The 17,839-nt window shown below is 69.3% G+C and carries 13 protein-coding genes, 1 tRNA gene and 2 pseudogenes; 5 read left to right on the top strand and 11 right to left on the bottom strand.

From position 1 onward, the window contains the following. Positions 1-672 (bottom strand): annotated as a pseudogene (locus tag AC5LSR_RS17315) (hypothetical protein); the annotation flags it as partial. A 403-nt stretch (positions 673-1,075) separates the two neighbouring features. On the opposite strand from AC5LSR_RS17315, the gene AC5LSR_RS17310 reads away from it, so the two are divergent. Then, positions 1,076-1,321, top strand: coding sequence for a helix-turn-helix domain-containing protein (locus AC5LSR_RS17310; RefSeq protein WP_250285568.1), 246 nt, complete (start codon positions 1,076-1,078; stop codon positions 1,319-1,321). 399 nt (positions 1,322-1,720) lie between these two features. Here the strand turns inward: AC5LSR_RS17310 and AC5LSR_RS17305 are convergent, their stop codons facing one another. Further along, on the bottom strand, positions 1,721-3,367 hold the full coding sequence (locus AC5LSR_RS17305; protein ID WP_445548561.1) for a serine/threonine-protein kinase: 1,647 nt from the start codon (positions 3,365-3,367) through the stop codon (positions 1,721-1,723). A gap of 264 nt (positions 3,368-3,631) precedes the next feature. On the opposite strand from AC5LSR_RS17305, the gene AC5LSR_RS17300 reads away from it, so the two are divergent. Further along, on the top strand, positions 3,632-4,777 hold the full coding sequence (locus AC5LSR_RS17300; RefSeq protein WP_250285570.1) for an FHA domain-containing protein: 1,146 nt from the start codon (positions 3,632-3,634) through the stop codon (positions 4,775-4,777). A 488-nt stretch (positions 4,778-5,265) separates the two neighbouring features. Here the strand turns inward: AC5LSR_RS17300 and AC5LSR_RS17295 are convergent, their stop codons facing one another. Further along, positions 5,266-7,020: a helix-turn-helix domain-containing protein gene (locus tag AC5LSR_RS17295; protein ID WP_250285571.1), complete on the bottom strand. Its 1,755-nt coding sequence runs from the start codon at positions 7,018-7,020 to the stop codon at positions 5,266-5,268. Positions 7,021-7,283: 263 nt separating this feature from the next. On the opposite strand from AC5LSR_RS17295, the gene AC5LSR_RS17290 reads away from it, so the two are divergent. From AC5LSR_RS17290 to AC5LSR_RS17280, 3 genes and pseudogenes are all read left to right on the top strand, one after another. After that, positions 7,284-7,709, top strand: a complete 426-nt coding sequence (locus tag AC5LSR_RS17290) for a hypothetical protein (RefSeq protein WP_493468679.1) — start codon at positions 7,284-7,286, stop codon at positions 7,707-7,709. Beyond that, entirely contained in the window at positions 7,709-8,158 is a 450-nt protein-coding gene (locus AC5LSR_RS17285) for a recombinase family protein (protein WP_250285576.1), read from the top strand. The genes AC5LSR_RS17290 and AC5LSR_RS17285 overlap by 1 nt, the downstream gene beginning before the upstream one ends. Next, positions 8,155-8,727 (top strand): annotated as a pseudogene (locus AC5LSR_RS17280) (recombinase zinc ribbon domain-containing protein); the annotation flags it as partial. The gene AC5LSR_RS17285 and the pseudogene AC5LSR_RS17280, both read left to right, overlap by 4 nt. Before the next feature lie 844 nt (positions 8,728-9,571). On the opposite strand, the gene AC5LSR_RS17275 reads toward AC5LSR_RS17280, so the two are convergent. The 8 genes from AC5LSR_RS17275 to galU form a co-directional block, all read right to left on the bottom strand. Further along, positions 9,572-9,648 (bottom strand) — tRNA-Ala (locus tag AC5LSR_RS17275). 15 nt (positions 9,649-9,663) lie between these two features. Continuing rightward, positions 9,664-9,939 carry a hypothetical protein gene (locus tag AC5LSR_RS17270; RefSeq protein WP_250285573.1) on the bottom strand — a complete coding sequence of 92 codons (276 nt, stop codon included), beginning with the start codon at positions 9,937-9,939 and terminating at the stop codon, positions 9,664-9,666. A gap of 1,020 nt (positions 9,940-10,959) precedes the next feature. After that, the gene (locus AC5LSR_RS17265) at positions 10,960-11,523 is read right to left on the bottom strand and encodes a hypothetical protein (RefSeq protein ID WP_250285574.1); all 564 of its coding nucleotides are present in this window, start codon (positions 11,521-11,523) and stop codon (positions 10,960-10,962) included. A 319-nt stretch (positions 11,524-11,842) separates the two neighbouring features. Continuing rightward, entirely contained in the window at positions 11,843-13,201 is a 1,359-nt protein-coding gene (locus AC5LSR_RS17260) for a SepX/GlpR family protein (RefSeq protein WP_250292658.1), read from the bottom strand. 540 nt (positions 13,202-13,741) lie between these two features. After that, positions 13,742-14,374: a GNAT family N-acetyltransferase gene (locus tag AC5LSR_RS17255; protein WP_250282144.1), complete on the bottom strand. Its 633-nt coding sequence runs from the start codon at positions 14,372-14,374 to the stop codon at positions 13,742-13,744. Further along, the gene (gene moaCB, locus AC5LSR_RS17250) at positions 14,371-15,402 is read right to left on the bottom strand and encodes a bifunctional molybdenum cofactor biosynthesis protein MoaC/MoaB (RefSeq protein ID WP_250282180.1); all 1,032 of its coding nucleotides are present in this window, start codon (positions 15,400-15,402) and stop codon (positions 14,371-14,373) included. Before moaCB ends, AC5LSR_RS17255 begins: the two co-directional genes overlap by 4 nt. A 53-nt stretch (positions 15,403-15,455) precedes the next feature. Further along, positions 15,456-16,739: a molybdotransferase-like divisome protein Glp gene (gene glp / locus AC5LSR_RS17245; RefSeq protein ID WP_250282146.1), complete on the bottom strand. Its 1,284-nt coding sequence runs from the start codon at positions 16,737-16,739 to the stop codon at positions 15,456-15,458. Positions 16,740-16,832: 93 nt separating this feature from the next. Further along, positions 16,833-17,762 carry a UTP--glucose-1-phosphate uridylyltransferase GalU gene (gene galU / locus AC5LSR_RS17240; RefSeq protein ID WP_250282147.1) on the bottom strand — a complete coding sequence of 310 codons (930 nt, stop codon included), beginning with the start codon at positions 17,760-17,762 and terminating at the stop codon, positions 16,833-16,835. Between the last annotated feature and the right edge of the window lie 77 nt (positions 17,763-17,839).

Genomic DNA, 17,839 nt, shown 5'->3' with positions numbered 1-17,839 from the left:
CTGGTATGGATGGCCGTTGCCCGGCTCGAAGTACCAGGCCTTACCGCCGGTTGGGTCCTGAAGCAGTTCCCGGTACTCGTCGAGGTCCGACACGCAGGCGAAGCGCAGGGTGGGCTGGACTCCCCGGCTGTGGTACTCCCGGCGCACCGTCGCCACGAACATCGCGCCGTCGCCGGCGGTTGGACCCTTCTCCCACGGGGTCAGGCTGACCGAGATGCGCTCGTCGAAGTGCCGTTCGCCAGTGCGCAGCACCTGGGTACGAAGATCGCTGTAGACGTCGTCGGCCAAGGCTTGGTCGCCGAGCTGGATGGCCAGGGTGTTGCGGACAACCCGGTCAAGGGTCTGCGGCGAGGCCACGTTGACCAGGGCATCGGGCGCGAAGGCGAAGCCGTCGATCACGGCGTCGCGGATGGCCGAAGCCTCTTCCTTCAGGACCTTGCGCAGGCGTTCGTTGGCCCGTTCGTCAGCGTCCCGCTCGTTGATGTACTCGAAGGCAACGACGATCAGGCCGCTGGCGAAGAGGGTGGAGCCGAGGTCGGCAAGTAACGGCAACTCCAGCCAGGACCAGGACCGGAGGGCCACCGGATCGTATTTCAGGATCATCAGGGCAACGCCGACGAACATGAAGCTGACGGCCAGCAGGGTCAGCTTGGTTTTGTAGAGGCGTTGCAACGGGCTTTGCATAATTATGAGTTAATTATACCAAACTCTGATTTCATTAAGCTACTATTCGGATACTCGGAGCTACGTATACTCGGACGACGCGAAGCCCCGAGCCGGGCGGTCCGGCTCGGGGCTTCGCCGTAGGTCGCACTCCCAGCGTCAGCCGCCGGTACCGCCACCGCCGCCTTCGCCACCGCGCCTGGTGAGCTGAGCCGTCATGGTTGCCTCCTTTGAGTTCACGGGGTGCGTCAGGACGATCTGGCGAGGCGGCTTGACGGCCAGCCTTGCCAGTCCGGTCGCGGCCGGTTGAGCCGCAACAGGTGGCAGCCTAGACGCAAGGTCATGGGACGTAAATGCATGGGATGTATCGTCTCTGGATTCAGAGGTTCTAGGCGTATGTGCTTGGGTCGCCATGGTGACCCCACCGATCTCGGCAGCGACGCAGGCCTTCGGCGCGCGGGTCCGGACCCGCCGGCAGGAGCTTGGCCAGAGCCAGGAGCAGCTTGCCGACGAGGCCGGCCTGCACTGGAGCTTCGTGGGCCAGGTGGAACGCGGTCGGCGGAACATCTCGCTGCACAACATCCTGAAGCTGGCGACGGGGCTGAAGATCGATCCGGGCGAGCTGGTGCGGGGGTTGAGGCCGCCGGCGGAGGAGTGACGATCTTTAATGGTTGATGGCGGAGCTGACATCCGCCGGTCGCTGGGTACGTCGTGGTGATGAGGTACGGACAGGGGGGCGGGCTGGACGCGGCTCTGTTGACGGTGCGGATGCGGGCGGCCGAGCGGTTCGCCGCCGGTGACAAGACCATCGGCACCGCCCTGTTGGACGCGGTCGGTAGCGAGGTCTACCGCCTTCAGGGCGACGTTGCGCACGGACACCATAGGGTCAAGGGCTGTACTCGACCGACCCCCGACCGGGTGCGGCCGGATGACCGCACCGTTGAAGATCCGTTATCCCCGGTCAGCCCGGGCGAGAATTCAATGTCGGCGCCAGCGAGGTGGCCCTTGGCACAGGAGGTTCCGCCAGGAGATCCAGGGGCGCTCGTGATTCGTTGAGCTATGAGATCTTCCAGAGGGTCGCCTCGGTAATGAAGTCGAGTGTGTCGCCGCGAGCCACGACATTGATGATCTTTACCATCGCCAGGTTGTCGTCAGTGGTGAGGGTGCAGAGCACCGTGTTCTTGGGGAGCATCGTCGCTAGATCCTTTCCGACAATCCGCGACTGCAGAACGTTGGTCTCGGCCCCCGACTTGCACGCCTGCGGCGTCGTGCCGTCGCTCTTGCCGGTGGGTGTCAGAAATGTCAACAGAGAGCCTGACTCTCCCGTCACTTCCACCGCGTCGGCATATTCGATCTCGGACGCATTTTGGTCCCCGCTTGCGTAGCCGGGTCTGGGCGTGATCTTCGGAATGTCCAGGTTCACATCGCTGTACTGCCGGGAGCTTGGCGCACGGATGATGAGTGACTTGCTCTCGAAGATCACGGTGTAGTGGTCCGTGGCGGTGGCGGTCTGGGACGTGGTTTCGGCTGCCGCATCGGTGGGGCCGGCGCTTGGCGCCTGGGACTGGCTCGTCGTTAGGGCGTTCCTGCTCGTGCTGCCGCCCGTCGCCTCAGGACTCTTGTTTTCGCCTCCCGCCAGCTTCCAGGTGGCGGCCACCGCCACGATGACGGCCAACACGGTGGCGCTGAGGAGCAGCGGCGTCCTCCGCCCCCGGGTTGGAGCCGGCTTCGGGGCCGATTGCCCTGCCGGAGCCGATCCGTGTTGTGGCTGCTGTGTCGGGTGCTGGGATGGTTGCGGGATGTAAGTCGTCTCGTATCCGGGGCCTGCGGCTGCAGGCGGAACCTCGGGCTCGGGCAGATGGAGGGAGGCCTGCTCACGGCGCGTGATCTCCGTAGCCAACGGGTCGGGGAGCCACCCGGCGAAGTCCCGCAGCGGCCAACCGTAGGCCGCTTCGCACAGCTCGGCCAGCTCGGCGGGCGTGGGCCGCAAGGCCGGGTCGGCGGCCAGGCAGCGCTCCAGGATCGATCGCAGCGGTTCCGGGTAGCCACTCAGGTCCGGGGGACGGAATTCGGTATTGGCGATCTTAGTGCCGAGGGTGTACGCGGCACCTTCGCCGTAGGGATGGCGGTTGGTCGCCGTGACTGCCGCGATCAGACCCAACGAGAAGATGTCGGTGGCGGGCGTGAGGGGCTGCCCGTTGGCGTGTTCGGGTGACATGTACTGGGGAGTACCGACGACCCCACCGCTGCGGGTGAGCTGGGTGGCGTCGGCGGCCCGCGCGATACCGAAGTCGATTACCCAGGGCCCTTGGGAGCCGAGCAGGATGTTGCCTGGCTTCAGATCGCGGTGGATCACTCCGGCCGCGTGCACCGCGCGCAACGCTTCTGCCGCGCAGCCGGTGAGTTGCAGAGCTGTGGGTAACGGCAGTGGCCCGTACGCAGCGAGCGCCTGGTCGAGTGACAGACCCGGCACGTAGATGGTGGCAAGCCACGGCAAGGTCCCGGTTGTGTCGTGGTCGACAACCGGGACGATGTGATACCCCTGCACCCGGCGTGCTGACCGGATCTCCTGCTCGAAGCGGCGGCGGAACTCCGCGTCCTGCGCGTACTCGCGGCGGATCACCTTTAGGGCGACCGGCTGGTTGCCGCGGGTACGCGAGAGGTAGACGGAGCCCATACCACCCTCGCCGATCTTGGCGAGCAGTCGGTAACCAGCTACTTCGCGCGGGTCGTCGAGGCCCAGCGGACTCAGGTAGCTTCTGGCGTCGGTCGTGCTGATGCGATCATCCTCCCCCGTGACATCTCCGAGGGGAGATGGTATCGGTGACCGATGCAGAAGCAGGAACCACCCTGAACCGGCAGTGGTCGATCTCGTTCGAGGTTCGGGTTTACTACCGATTCCGGTAACTACCTACAGGACATGATCCAACACCCGGCCATACCCAACACTCAGCCATACGGGGGCTTGATGGAACGTAACCTGGCGACCTCAGCGGACCAGGCCGACTACCTGGTTGACCTCTCCAACGTCGTGCGTCAGCAGTCGATCGGAGGACCGGGGCTACGATCGCTGCGTCGACTCCACCTCGTGGTGCAAGCATTGGCGAAGCTCACTGGGGATCCCAACGTCCTCGTCTATCTGATTGCCGACACCAGCCTGTTGAGCGGCCACCGGGAGTTCACAAGTCAGGCGGACGTCCGCCGGCTTCGCCGCTGGGTCACCGACGGCCTGGTCGAGGAGGTCGATGATGCCGACGAGCGGGTTCTCGAAATTGCCGGCATGACCGGTCTTCAGGTCATCAGCAGTGACCATTATGTCGACCACCGCCTCGAGCACACCTGGATTCAGGGGAACACCTGGCAGTTCCTCAAACCCGAGCCCGGATCGGGCGGCATCGTCACATTGGTCTTGATGGACATGGGTGTCCGTACACCAGCCGAGATCTCCCGCCGTATGGAACTCTCCGCTCTTAAGAAGCAGGGTCTGCTGGATGGCTCCCAGACCCCCCTGATCGACGTACTCAAGCGAACCTGGCGCTGCCCGGAAGCCCGTTGTTCGCTCTATGATATCCGCCGTGGCGATCGGGTGTTTCTGCCCCGCATGCGACAGGGCGTGCCCACATGTGAGGTGCACGGCACGCCCCTGCTAGACGACGGTCCGCGCCCAGGCGCCGCGCAGCTCAAAGCCGTTGTCAACGGTGCTTGCGTAGGCCGCTACACCCTGAACGAGGACTCCGAGACTCGCGTAGGACGTAACCCTGCTCCGTCCGGCATCTCCCTGTACAACCTGCTGGATTCGACGGCCGCACCGAGGGTCAGCCGCGAGCACGTGGTCGTCTCGGTCAAAAAGGGCATGGTTCTGATCCGTGACATCAGCAGATACGGCACCCGGATGCGGACCGCCGGCAAGCGGGGGCGGCTGGGACCCTGGGAACCATTACCTCCGCAGGTTGACCGGCGCTTTCATCCCGGTGACGAGGTCGAACTTGCTCCCGGTGTGATCATCACTCGCAGTGGCCGACGTTTCCCTCCCGAACTTGCCGACGCCTGGCGGACCCCGACCCCTCAAACCTCTCTCCCGCCGGGCGCCGCCGCAACCACTCGGTTGAATTAACCTCGGGCTCCACCTCGCTGGCCGCACCGCCTGGTCAAGCGGCGGCGACCCCCACAAGGGTTCACGGTGCTACATTTACCTGTCGATCGCCGACAAGCAGCAGGAGCTCGGGTCCGTCCGACCAACTGTCCACGGCTGCGTGCCTGAAGGGATTCGGCGAAGACCGTGCTCCTGCTCTTGCGGTGGACGGGCCACTGTGTATCGGGTGCCTCTCTGCGCACAATTGCGAGGAACCGCAACCTGCTGCCGTGCCAGCCACCGCCGGATGGTGGGCACAGCGCTCGGTGCGAGTGTGTCAAACGCAGCCGAAGACTTCAGTCGGGCGGCGCGGTGAGCAGGCACGCTGAAATCTTGGAGTTCGCCAGCATGAACGCCGATTGTGCAATGGATCTTTCGGTTAGACAACGACCAGGCAGCACACGCTGCGGCCGAGGCGGCCGTGGCCCGTCTCGCCGCCCTTGACCGGGTATCGCCGCGCAGCCGACCGGCTACAACACCCCTGCCTGCCACACCCCCAACGCCGCCGCCTGCTCGTCGAAGGCGCGCACCACCGGGCTGTCCTTCCACAGCTCCAACTGCCGCCGTACACCCCGCAGTTGTGTCGCCAGCCGGGCCGATCGGTTACGGACGGCCAGCTCGCCGGCCCATCCCAGGGTCCGGGCCCCCTCCTCAACCTCACCCTGCCGGATGTAAGCGGTCGCCAGGTCGACCGTCGTCATGGCCAGGTTGCGCACCGACACCGCCGGATCCATGGCCGCCAGCGACGGCCCGATGACGGCCACTGCCTCAGCGGGACGCCCCAGCCTCAGCAAGCACTGACCACGGATGCCGGCCAGGAAAGCCTCGTCGTACCAGTCAACGAGCGATGGCACCCGGTCAGCGGCGGCCAGAGCGGTTTCGGCACGGTGCAGTTCCTGCATGGCGGCGTCGTAGTCGCCGGCCGCCGCAAAGGCCCGGGCAGCGATGTCACCGGCGTTGGCCCGCAGGACGTGGTCCGGCGTGCGCCAGGCCCAGGCCACAGCCGCCGAAGCGTGGTCGACGGCCAGGCGGGGCCGGTCCTGCCAGATGGCGGTCTGGGCGAGGTTGCACAGGATCAGCGCGCCGAGCTCGGTGTTGCGGGCGGCGTGGGCGGCCGTCCGGCCTTCCTCGAAATGCGGCACGGCGGCATCGAAGTCGCCGAGGTCGAAGATGAACCAGCCGGTGGCCCGGCAGAGCCCGGCGTAGACCGACAGCAACCGGGGACGAAGATCGGACGGGCAGTCTTCGAGCAGATGCCGGGCCAGCTGGCGCTGGTCCAACACCGTCTGGATCGCGGCCTGCGGCCCCAGAGCGGCGTCCTGGCCCAGGGCGCGGCGCAGGACCTCCTCGATGTGGCCGATAATCACGGCGTCGACCCGCGACGGGTTGCCCAGCGCGCCCAGCAGCCGATCCGGTTCCAGCGACAGGGGCTCGGGCAGCAAGGGGACGGCCGCCGCAGTCGCGGCCCACCCGACGGACAGCAGGAACTGGCGGCGTTTCACGGTGTCGGCCCAGGCTTGCAGGACCCGCACCAGGCCGTCATGGGCGAGCGGATCCGGCCGGACGGCCGGTTCCCGGCCGTCCGTGGCTGGTGCTGGCGGCTCGTTCCAGGGCTCCCCCAATGCGGCGGCAACCACTTCCTCTGGCAAGTGTAGGTTGCGCAGCGTATTCGCAAGCCCCGAATGTTCGGCTGCCACGGCCATCGGGACGTTCGTAGCGGCTGGCAGGACGTCGCGGCCGGTTATTCGGCGCGGATCCCTGCCGCCGTGCCAGTCCTCGGCCAAGCGGCCATGAGTGCTGGTGGCTGCTGGCCCATCCGTCTCCCGGCGCCGATCCGGCAACCTGAACCACAACAACGTCTCGGGGATACGTAAGACCTCGGCCCAGCGGATGAGCTTGACAAGATCAGTGATCGGTGCGCCGCTCTCGATGCGGCTGAGCTGGGTCTGGGTGAGGCCCATCCAGCCGGCCACGGTGGCCTGGGTGAGCGACGGGTGGTGGTAGGGGTGGCTGCGGTAGGCGGCGATCACCCGGCCCATGTGCCAGGCATGCAGGGCGTCGCGTAGCTGCTCGGACGACTCCCAGAAATCCGGCGGCACGTCCGGCGCCCGGATGATCCGGTCCCGGACGGCTCGCTGGCAGGGGGCACACAGCACGCCGTGGTTGTCACGCGCCAGCCGGGCACCGCAGCGGCAGTAGCGGCGCCGAGTTGCGGCGTGGTCCATGGGCCTGGTTCCCGTCCGGATGGAAATAGATCATCTGTTCTGGCAGCGCAGTGTATCCGTCACTTTGCGTGCCAACCATCCCCGGCAATATGCGTCCGGCGCATGATCCGGAAACCCGCTGCCCCTTGGGCGGGAAGACCTGGTCCGCCACGGTGTGCCCCAGGCGCCCGGGGCCGGGTCGAGCCCGTCGTTCCCTCCGCTCCCCGGCCTCGGGCGTCAGCCACGGACCGGAATCGTGAAGATCGGCTGACGGGAGGACGCTGGTGGGATGGGTGAGCGGAGGCTGCGAGTCGTGGCCGGAACCGCCGGGCGGGCTGCCGTTGCGCAGCATCGAGCTAGGGCTGCAAGGCGCGCTGGAACGGATGGAGGCGGTTGAAGCCGGCCTCGGCCGTTGCGCCGGCAATTGGCCGGGCGGGCCTTTGGAGCACGCCGCCCTGCTGGAACGCGCCGAGGCGGTCAGCGGGGAGCTGCGGTGGTTGCGGGAGCGGCTGGCGAAGCTGGCGGGCCGGATGGAGCGGGCGAAACAAACCGATGGTCATCGCAGCCGGAGCAGCACACACGATCACGAACCGGCCGACGATACAGCTTCCCTCACCCGACGATCATGCATGAAGCCGTGGCCAGGAACGGCGGCCCGGTGGGCTGAGCGGCCTGGCGGGAGCTGTGGCCGTTTCGAGGGGCCGGTGTGATGGAGGAGCGCTTCTCGCGACCGGCCAGGCCGCGACACGACGAGGACTCGGCAGCGCGTCCTGCGATGTACGGTTACATCAGCCTGCAGCACGACGACGAAGACGAGACTGCGGCACTGCGTGACCGGCTGACGGTGTACGCCGAAGCCGAGGGCTTGGCGCTGGTGGAGATCTACATCGATCGGAACGTCAGGCCGGGACAGATCATCCGGCCGGGGTTGACGGTGTTGCTGGACGCGGTGCTGCGCACCGAGGGGTGCGGGGTGTTGGTACCGACGGTGAATCATTTGTCACCGGCGTCTGCGGTGCGGCGGGCGGTCGAGGTGGAGATCGAACTGCTCGGGGGCCGGCTGATGGTGGTGGAGCCGGAGGGCGAGGTGCCGGATGTCGGTGGCCTGGTTCCTCCACCGCAACAGTTGGATCAGTGTGGTGCCCGCCAAGAGAAATGATCGATTCTGGCCGTCCAGGCTGGGTTTCCCTACCGGCGGACGTGCTCTGCCGGGGAGGGCAATTCCGGGAGCAGATCGACCAGCCCGGCCCACACCTGCCTGGCGCTGACCGGCACCAGTCGGACCGTCACCTGAAGGTCGATGTCCTCGGCGCGCAGCGGCTCGGCCGGCGCTTCCCGCCGCCAGAACCCGGCCGGGCCGGCGTCAATAACGACCAGCGAGCGCAGCTGGAGATCTTCGGGGGCTTCCGGCGGTACCGCCGGCCTGCCACCCCAGCTGGCCGTCACCCGCCAGGACAGCTTGTACCCGGACAGGACCGCGGCGAGCTGGGTGGTGTCGGCCTCGGAGATCGGCGGCTGATGCCGGCGGCCGGCTTCGCGGATGACGGTGACGGCCTCGGGCCGGTCAGCGGTACCCACGGCGTCCAGGGCCGTGAACGCCCGGTCGATCACTACCTCAAGGGCGTGGTGTGGTGCGGCCGCTGCGAACGGCGGCTGATCATCGCCCGGGCCCAGGGCCGCCACGGCGGGCAGTATTTTTACTACTTCTGCCGCGGACGGCAGGAGCGTACCTGCGATCTGCCCTACATCGTGGTGGAGCGGATCGAGGAGGCCGTGCTCCGGCACTACTGCCAGGTGCGCATCCCGGCCGAGGTCGGCGACCGGCTGCGGACAGCCATGGACCAGACCGTCGCCAGTGGCGCGGACAACACCCGGCAGCTGCGGGCGCAGTACGCCAAGCGCCTCAAGGAGCTGGATGCCCGGGAGGACCGCTATCTCGACTTGGTGGACGATCCGGACTGGCCGCGGGAGAAAGTCAGCGGGCGGATGCGGGCCATCCGCGACGAACGGGCCAGTTTGAAGCGGCAGCTGGACGACACCGATGGTGAGCTGCAGGTGGGCTACCAGGTCGTGACCGACATGCTGGAGCTGCTGGCCGACCCACAGGAGCTGTACCGGGTGGCCCAGAAGCGCACCCGGGCCATTTTGAACAAGGCGATCTTCACCAAGCTGTTCATCGACTTCGAGGGTGAGGGGCCGTATGTGACGGCCGACGAGCTGACGGAGCCGTTCGAGACGGTGGTGTATTTGCGGCGGGAGGCACGGGGCGGGGTGGTGATGCCTGGTGCCGGGGGTGAGGTGGAGCAGGTTGCCCGCGAGTCGCTCACTGGCAGCGGGGACGGCGGGATGCCAGCCGCACCGGAAGATCCGGAACTGGCCGGCGAGGACGGCCGGGATGCTGTTGGCAGCGCACGGTTGCGGCGGCGGTTTGCGCTGACCGGTGGGCGGTGGTATGAGCGACGGGACGACAGTGGCGTCCTCCTTGCGGAGGATGCCATGATCGATGATAAGGTTACTGTCCCGGGCTTGCTCGGCCACTCTTTGTGGGGAGTGGGTTCGAGTAAGACCGGGATGGTGGAGGTGAGGGGACTCGAACCCCTGGCCTCCTCCGTGCGAGGGAGGCGCTCTACCAGGCTGAGCTACACCCCCTGGAGCACTTGCAGCTTACAGCAGACCGGACGGATGTGGTGGACGGCCCCCGCTGAGCAGTTCCTGCCCCGCCGCGGCCGGTGCCGGGGATGGCTCACCCTTGCGCGCCCTGGGTACCAGCGGGGTCAAGGCAGGGCCGGCGGCCGGGTCCGCCTCGCACATCAGCCGGGTGAAGAAGGTTGCCGCGGCGGCGGGCCGCAGGAGCCCTGCCTCGTGGCCGCGCCAGCCGTATTCCCGGCCGCCGTCGAGGACGGCCCGGAAATCCGGTGTGTCCTCGCGGTCGAACACCATGCGGACGCTGTCAGAAATATGTCCGTTGCCCACCTGGATACCGGTATGCGTACCATTATCCGTGTTCGGAAGGGAGGGGGCCGGATGTCCGGAGGACCAGCGTCCGGATGAGGGGCTGTCCAGCGGGTAGTTTACCCAGAGTGACAAACCTTCCTCTGGGATCCATCGTGGATCCCAGAACGGCAGCTGCCACATCGCGCGGCCGGGGCGGAACAACGACAGTTCCACCCGCACTCCACGGCACCGTAGATGGAACCCGACCCCGTCCGGACGTAGTCCACGCAGTTCAACCGGTACGGCGCAGCTACGGGGGCACAGCCGGAAGCCCGCGGCCCGCAGGCTCGCGGTCCACTCCTCGAACGTCGGTTCCCGCGAGCCTGAGCTGCCCGGCGTCGTCCCGTACCGCTGACCGCGGTGGTCATTACTCACTGTGACGCCCCTTTGCGCTCACGTTGGTGATGACAGGCGGCGGAACAAGTCACGGAGAGACGTCCGTGCTGCCGGCGGGCCCGGCTTTCAGCAACCGCGTCGTATGCTGGAGCGCATCGGGCAAAAACAGCCACAGCGAGTCGAATCGGGCGATTGCGAACCGTACGGACAGGATTTTCCCGAAACGAACTGGACTTCTCCGGCTAACAAGCCCTCGCGTGCATGACCGGTGACGCAAAGGCGGTCATGGACGTCGGAAGAAGAAAGCGGACGTCAGCGCACGCGAGGGCGCGGACAGCAACATCCCGTGTTCGTGCGCGTGACAGCCCCGGCAGGCAGCTCGAGAAGCTGGGGCGCGCGCATGGTCACGGAGCCATTATGCACAGCGCACCCCAGCACGAGTCCATATGATCTAGGCCAGTTCCATCGCGGTTGACAGCGCCTCCCGCGGGCTGTCAAGCCACCCGCCGCCGGGCCGCTCCGGCCGTGTAGCCGCCGGAGCCCGCAGGTACGAGCCCAGCCGCGTGCGCCCTCTGTACTTCGGCCGCCAGCCGCCGCCCGGGCAGCAGCACAGGCCCCAGCGCAGGGCCTTCAGCCAAGGGTCGGCACCTCTACGACCCGTAGACCCGCATGCCTGGCCTTGTCGACGAGGTCGTCGGTCACCGACGCCCGATGTGAGACGACCGGGCGCAGCACCAGTGCGACGATCTCCTCGTCAGGGGCCTGCCGCAGCTGCGCCGCGCGCTCAAGCAGGCGTGTGTTCGTCCGGTGGTAGACGCCGGAGTCCCTGACCTCGTCGAGAATCTCCAGTTCGTCCGGTTTCAACGAGCTGATCAGCTGGTCGTACCGGAGGCACCACTGCGGCCCCCGGTCCTCGACCGACGTCCGCCTGAACGTGGGCACGTCGAAGGGCAGCACCACACGTACGGGAAGCCCCTTCGAGCGCGCGGCCGCTAGTACCACCAGGTCGGCTCCGGACGCCGCCGCGCCGACCAGCAGCCGTGGACGCAGCGCGTCGAGCGCTTCAGCGGTCCGACGTTCGACGTCGGGGATGTCACGCTCACGGAACCGCGGCGGGCTGGTGGCATGGCTGTCGATCTGCACACCGCCGAAGACGACGATCTTCGAGGGTGTGCCACGGTCCCGATCGGTCATGATTCTTCCATCTGTTCACCGGATACCCGGCACAAGGGTGCCCGGGGATCGAGGGTATCCGCCGATCGCGCAACCATCAGCGGCCACATCTCACTGCCGCCCCAATGGTTCACTGCCGTCCCAACGGTCACCTGGGCAGAAACGGGTGCCACGGGCAGCGGGGCGTCCCCAAGACGGCCCCGCGCAGGACAGCGGCCCCGTCCGGAACGACATCCGTCGGCCCGGCGGCCGCCTCGGCAGGGCAGCCGCGCCGGTGAGGATGTCGGGGCCGCCGGTGGGGCCGCGGCATCCGGTGGGGGATGCCTCGGTGGTCAACCGGTCAGCTCCCGACCGCGTGCCTGCGCAACAGTTCGTCGGCCTCGCCCGGATCGTCGCTGCCCGACGCGGGCTGCTGCGGGCCAGGTGCCGGTGTCGATGCCGGACCGGTCGATGCCGGGCCAGCGGTCAGACCGCCATGTGTCCCTGGGGGGTTGACCTGCACTCGACCCGGCCTGGAGGTGTTCGGGCGCCCGGCCGCGCGGGCAGCCGGGCGGGCACCGCCCACCGGCCCGGGCGCCTGCCCGAGGTCCGGGGCGCCATCCGTCTCAGCGGCATCCGCAGAGCCGTCGGCATCCGCGAAGCCATCGAGGTCGGCATCGGTGACGGCATCGAGGTCGGCATCGGTGACGGCAACGTTCCCAGCGGCCGGGGCGTCGGCCACGGATCCGTCGTCAACGGATCTGTCGACAGCCGTGCCGTCGATGACGGCGCCCTCAAGGATCTGCCCTCGTGGGGAGCCACCGGCCGCCGTGATCCGGGCGGTGGCAGCGGCGGCGCTCCGTGAAAGATCCACCGTCTGCGCGTTCGCCATCGCAAGATCGTCTCTGGGGGTGCCTCGGCCGGCGGGCGCGCCGGGGCGAGCCACGGCCTGGTCGGACAGCCGGAACGGCTCGCTGCCGGACACCCAGGGCTCGCCCGCGTCACCGCCCACGCCACCGCCGAGGCCAGTGCCGGCGGCACCTGGGCCGGGCATCCGGTAGCCGTACCGGACGGCGCGCTCGGCGGCGATCCGCCGGTCCAGCGCGAAGCGGGAGGCGCGCAGCCGCCGGTCGGCCTGGGCTGCCCTGCGCAGGTGCACGACATAGCTGACGACGGCCGCGTCCGCCAGGATCTGGACGGCGATCCACACGCCGCCCAGCAGCCCGGCGAGCAGCGCGGTCACCAGGATCATGGCCAGCAGGACGAACAGCCGCCGCCTGCGCAGCTGGATCAGCGCCCGCCGGTCGGCGTTGGTGCCGGCGGCGGCATGCGGACGAGGCGGGGAAGCCGGCGGGCGTGCCACGGGAACACCGCGCCACTCACCGCTGGGGCTCCCGCCGGACCCGTGCGTGGCCCGCGCCGACCCGGGAGGCCGAGCCGACGTGGCGGGCCGAGCCGACGTGGCGGGCCGGGTCGGCCCGGTCACCTGGATCGGCTCACCGTCGTCCGGATCGTCGTCATCCGGACCAGAAGAAGCAGCCGGCCGCATCGCGAGCTCCCTGTCCGGCCGCGACGCCCCTCGGCGTGACAGGACGCGCATCGCCGTAGTGAAACGTTCCGCCGATCGCTGTTCCAGCGTGCTGTCATGATGCCTCACCCACATAGGGATAAGCACGAAACCCCAGACCGCGACGATCGCGAGCCAGATCAGCGCGCTCATGACAGCGTGTCCGGAAGACGGCATCGGAGCGCGGACCGCGAAGCGCCCGTACGAGCCTCAGGCGGCGCGGGCTGCCGTACAGGCGAGTTGACCATGGACGGTGGCCTTCCTGCCGACTCGGATATCGAAGATGACGTTGGCGGACCCGGGCCCCGCATGTCGACCGCGCCGAAATACGAGGGGCTCCGGCGGCCCGATCATGGGCGTTCGCGCCGCCGGGAGGATAGGGACGCCCAGCGGCGCGACGCCGCTATCCTCAGGCGCTCCGAGGAACGCTAGTGAGCGAATACCGTCCGGTCACCGACCCGAAGAGCGCGTGTCGCGGCATCGCAGCCCACATCACGTTCACGCTTAGTAACTGAATTGAGGCCGAGAAAAGCTCATCGAGCCAAGCTCGATCGCGAAACGGCGACGCACACACCACAAAAGGATCTTAACGGACAGACAAACCATGACAACCATCCCTACGTGTGGCCGACGTCACATCTGAAAGTAGACGCATGACTACTCTCAGTTAATGTCGAGTAGGTGTTGTTGATCTCAGCTATGTGGCGCGCGGACGCTGTGCCAGCGGTTCAGCAGCCCTTCCGGAGCGTCCTCCGTGGTGATGGCGTAGCTGATGTGGTCCCGGTAAGCCCCGCCGATCGCCAGATAGCGCCGGTGGAACCCCTCCTCGCGGAACCCGAGCTTTTCCACCACCCGCCGGCTCGCGGTGTTCTCCGGCCGGACGTGCGCCTCCAGCCGGTGCAGTGCCACCGCGGTGAAAGAGTGATCCACCACCAGCGCCAATGCGGTCGGGGTTATCCCACGGCCGGCATACATACGGTCAACCCAGTAACCGACATGGCCGCTGTTCAACGCGCCACGGACGATCGTGGAAACGGTGATCTGTCCTACCAGCCGGCCCTCGAACGTCACGGCGAACGGCAGGGCCTGACCGACACGCGCCTGCTGGCGCAGCCGCCGCACCATCTGGATGTAGACCCCGACGGTCTGGCGCCGCGCCCACGCCTCGTCGGTGGCGGGCAGCGCCTTCGCCGTCGCCTCCCACGGCGCGAGCCAGTCGCCGTTGCGCAGCCGGATGTCGACCCAGGTGGCAGCCTCGCGCAGCCGCAGAGGACGCACGGCCACCGGCCCGTCCGTGAGACTCGCCGGCCACCCGGGCGCCCTCATCCCCTCTTCTCCCGCGGGCTCCGGCCGGCGCCCGCCGCGTCACCGGCATGATCGTGGGAGCCGGCGTGACGGTGCTCCCCGCCGCCCCTGATCTGCGCGACGGCGTGCCCGGCCACGCCGGCGAGCACGGTCATCCCGTCGGCGACGCCACCGGTGGAGCCCGGCAGGTTCACCACCAGCGTCCCCTCCCGCACACCGGCGATCCCGCGGGAGAGGACCGCCGTCGGGACCGTCTCCCGGCCGGCCGCGCGCAGTGCCTCGGCGAGCCCGGGCACCTCACGGTCGATCACCAGCCGGGTCGCCTCCGGCGTGACGTCCCTGGGCGCGAGACCGGTGCCGCCGGTGGTGACGACCAGATGGATCCCGGCACGCACCGCCGCCGTCAGCGCGGCCACGATCGCGTCGGGCTCGTCCGGGACGACGACCACGTCGTCGACGACGAAGCCGATCCGGCCGAGCGCCCCGGCCGCCAGCGGCCCGGACCGGTCGGCGTACCCGCCGGCGTGCACGCGGTCCGAAACCGTGATCACTCGGGCACGGGCACCGGCCGGTACCCCTGACGACCCGGCCCGCACTCCCGTGTCCGGCGGTGCGACGACCGGGTGGCGCCGCCAGTCACCCGACCGTCCACCGGTCTTCACCAGCAGCTGGATGTCGGTGAGCGTCGCGGCCGGATCGACTGCCTTGACCATGTCGTGCAGTGTGAGCCCGGCCACCGCCACCGCGGTCAGCGCCTCCATCTCCACGCCGGTGCGGTCCGCCGTCCGGACGGTCGCGGTGATCTCGACACCATGGTCGTGGACGTCGATGTCGACCCGGACCCCCGACAGCGCGATCGGATGGCACAGCGGGATGAGCTCGGACGTGCGCTTGGAGCCCATGATGCCCGCCACCCTGGCCACCCCGAGCGCGTCCCCCTTGGGCACGCCGGCCCCGCGCAGCAGGTCGACGACGGCGGGCGCCACCCGCAGGCAGCCGCGGGCCGTCGCCGTCCGCGCGGTCACGTCCTTGGCGGAGACATCGACCATCCGGGCGGCGCCGGTGGCGTCCACATGGGTCAGCTTCGGCCCGTCCGGCTCGGTCACCCGCCCACCTCCACATGCCGCCGGCCGGCCGGTGGCACGCCGCCGCGGCGGCTCGCCACCGTCACCTCGTCGTCGAGCAGCAGCGCGGTCAGCTCCCGCCCGGCGGGCAGCTCACCGCCATCCGCCGGAACGATCAACAGCGCGTCCGCGGCCGCCAGCGCCGACATCTGGTGGGCGCCCTGGCCGCCGGCGAGATGCGCCACGGGCGGGCGGCCCGCGCCGCCATCGGCCAGCCGGACCCGCAGGTACGAGCGCCGGCCCGCGGCGGCCCGCACCGGCTGGGCCGTCGTGACCACCAGCGTCGGACGGTGCACGGACGCAAGCCCGCGCATCCGCCGCAGCGCGGGCCTGACGAACAGCTCGAACGACACCAGCGCGCTGACCGGGTTGCCGGGCAGGGTGAACACCGGCACGCCGTCGAGCACCCCGAACCCCTGCGGCATCCCGGGCCGCATGGCGAGCCGCTCGAAACGGACCGTCCCCGCGGCGGCGAGAACCTGCTTGACCACGTCGAAGGCGCCCACGCTCACCCCGCCGGTCGTGATCACAGCGTCGGCGTCGGTGCGGACGTCGTCGAGCAGCGCGGCGAACGCGTCCGGGGAGTCGGGCACGCCGGCGAACCGCCGGACCCGCGCGCCCGCCTCCCGCGCCGCCGCCGCCACCGCGTGGCTGTTGGAGTCGACGATCTGCCCGGGCCCGGGCGTCCCACCGGCCTCGACCAGCTCGCTGCCGGTCGACAGGACCGCCACCCGGGGACGCGGGTGGACGGTGGGCGCCGCCACGTTCAGGGCCGCGAGCAGGCCGATCTGGGCCGCGCCGAGCAGCCGCCCGGCGGGCAGGACCAGGTCGCCGACGGCCACGTCCTCCCCGGCCCGCCGGATGTTCTGTCCGGGCACGGGCGCGCGCGCCACGGTGACCCGGTCCATCCGGCCGTCGGTCCACTCGACCTGGACGACGGTGTCGGCGCCGGGCGGCAACGGCGCCCCCGTCATGATCCGGGCGGCGGTGCCGGGTGCCACCGGCGCCGGGGTGCCCGGCGCGGCCGGGATGTCCCCGGTGACCGGCAGGGTCACCGGGTGGTCGGGGCCGGCGCCGGCGACGTCCGCGGCGTACAGGGCGTAGCCGTCCATGGCCGAGTTGTCGAACCCGGGCAGGGCGGTGGCCGCGTGCAGGTCGGCGGCGAGCACGCAGCCGTGGGCGGCGCCCAGCGGCAGCGGCCGTGCGGGTAACGGGCCGACCGCGGCGAGGATGTCGGCGAGGTGCGCGTCCACCGACTTCACGTCGATCGCCTCACACCGGTCGCCTCCACCCCGCCAGGCCCGCCAGGCCCGCCAGGCCCGCCGGCCGTCTCACACCTGTCACCGGCCGGGCTCTCACGGACCGGGATCGGACTTGGGGCCGCCGGCGGAGACGTACTCCTCCAGCCACGGGTACAGCTCCCCGCCGATGTCCGGCCGCTCGCAGGCGAGCCGGATCACGGCCTTGAGATAGTCCACCCGGTCACCGGTGTCGTAGCGGCGCCCGGTGAAGACCACCCCGTGGACGGGCTCGCCCGCATCGTCGCCGAGGTGGGCCAGCGTCCGCAAGGCGTCGGTGAGCTGGATCTCGTTCCCACGGCCGGGTGGTGTCCGCCGCAACACGTCGAAAATCGCCGGTGACAGGACGTACCGGCCGATGATCGCGAGGTTGCTGGGCGCCTCGTCGGCCGAGGGCTTCTCCACCAGGTCCCGGATGCGGACGGTCTGGTAGCGCTCCCCCGCCGGCCCGACGGCCGTCGGGTCGACCGTCGCCACCCCGTACAGCGAGACGAGTTCCTCCGGAACCTCCATGAGGCCGACGACGCTGCCGCCGAAACGCTCCCGCACCGCGAGCATCTCCACCAGCAGCGGATCACGTTCGTCGATCAGGTCGTCGCCGAGCAGGACCGCGAAGGGCTCGTCGCCGACGTGCCCGGCCGCGCACAGCACGGCATGGCCGAGCCCCCGCGGGGCCTGCTGGCGGACCGAGTGCACCTCGGCGAGTTCGGCCGACGCGCGGATGCGTCCCAGCCTGGCCGTGTCACCCTTCCGTTCCAGGGCCGCCTCGAGTTCGGTCTCCCGGTCGAAATGGTCCTCCACCGCCTTCTTGGTGCGGCTCGTGACAAGAAGCACATCCCGTAGACCGGCGCGGGAAGCCTCCTCCACCACATACTCGATGGCCGGCCGGTCGACGACCGGCAGCATCTCCTTGGGCAGGGACTTGGTCGCCGGCAGGAACCGGGTGCCGAGGCCCGCAGCCGGAATCACCGCCTTCTTTACTGACATGGGCGAAACCATAGCCGCTCGGCGAAGGCGTCGGTGGTTTCCATCGCGGCCGCAGCGGTTCCCGCCTACGGCTTCCC

Source organism: Protofrankia sp. CiP1_Cm_nod4 (assembly GCF_982290645.1).
This window is presented reverse-complemented; position numbering and strand designations above follow the sequence as displayed.

Bases quoted from the DNA above. Each gene is read 5' to 3' on its own strand.
- moaCB (WP_250282180.1), bottom strand. From the start codon at position 15,402: ATGGTCGATGTCTCCGCCAAGGACGTGACCGCGCGGACGGCGACGGCC.
- AC5LSR_RS17260 (WP_250292658.1), bottom strand. From the start codon at position 13,201: ATGAGCGCGCTGATCTGGCTCGCGATCGTCGCGGTCTGGGGTTTCGTG.
- AC5LSR_RS17270 (WP_250285573.1), bottom strand. From the start codon at position 9,939: ATGGTGTTCGACCGCGAGGACACACCGGATTTCCGGGCCGTCCTCGAC.
- AC5LSR_RS17285 (WP_250285576.1), top strand. From the start codon at position 7,709: ATGGAGGAGCGCTTCTCGCGACCGGCCAGGCCGCGACACGACGAGGAC.
- AC5LSR_RS17310 (WP_250285568.1), top strand. From the start codon at position 1,076: ATGGTGACCCCACCGATCTCGGCAGCGACGCAGGCCTTCGGCGCGCGG.
- AC5LSR_RS17295 (WP_250285571.1), bottom strand. From the start codon at position 7,020: ATGGACCACGCCGCAACTCGGCGCCGCTACTGCCGCTGCGGTGCCCGG.
- AC5LSR_RS17265 (WP_250285574.1), bottom strand. From the start codon at position 11,523: ATGACCGATCGGGACCGTGGCACACCCTCGAAGATCGTCGTCTTCGGC.
- AC5LSR_RS17255 (WP_250282144.1), bottom strand. From the start codon at position 14,374: ATGAGGGCGCCCGGGTGGCCGGCGAGTCTCACGGACGGGCCGGTGGCC.
- AC5LSR_RS17300 (WP_250285570.1), top strand. From the start codon at position 3,632: ATGGAACGTAACCTGGCGACCTCAGCGGACCAGGCCGACTACCTGGTT.
- galU (WP_250282147.1), bottom strand. From the start codon at position 17,762: ATGTCAGTAAAGAAGGCGGTGATTCCGGCTGCGGGCCTCGGCACCCGG.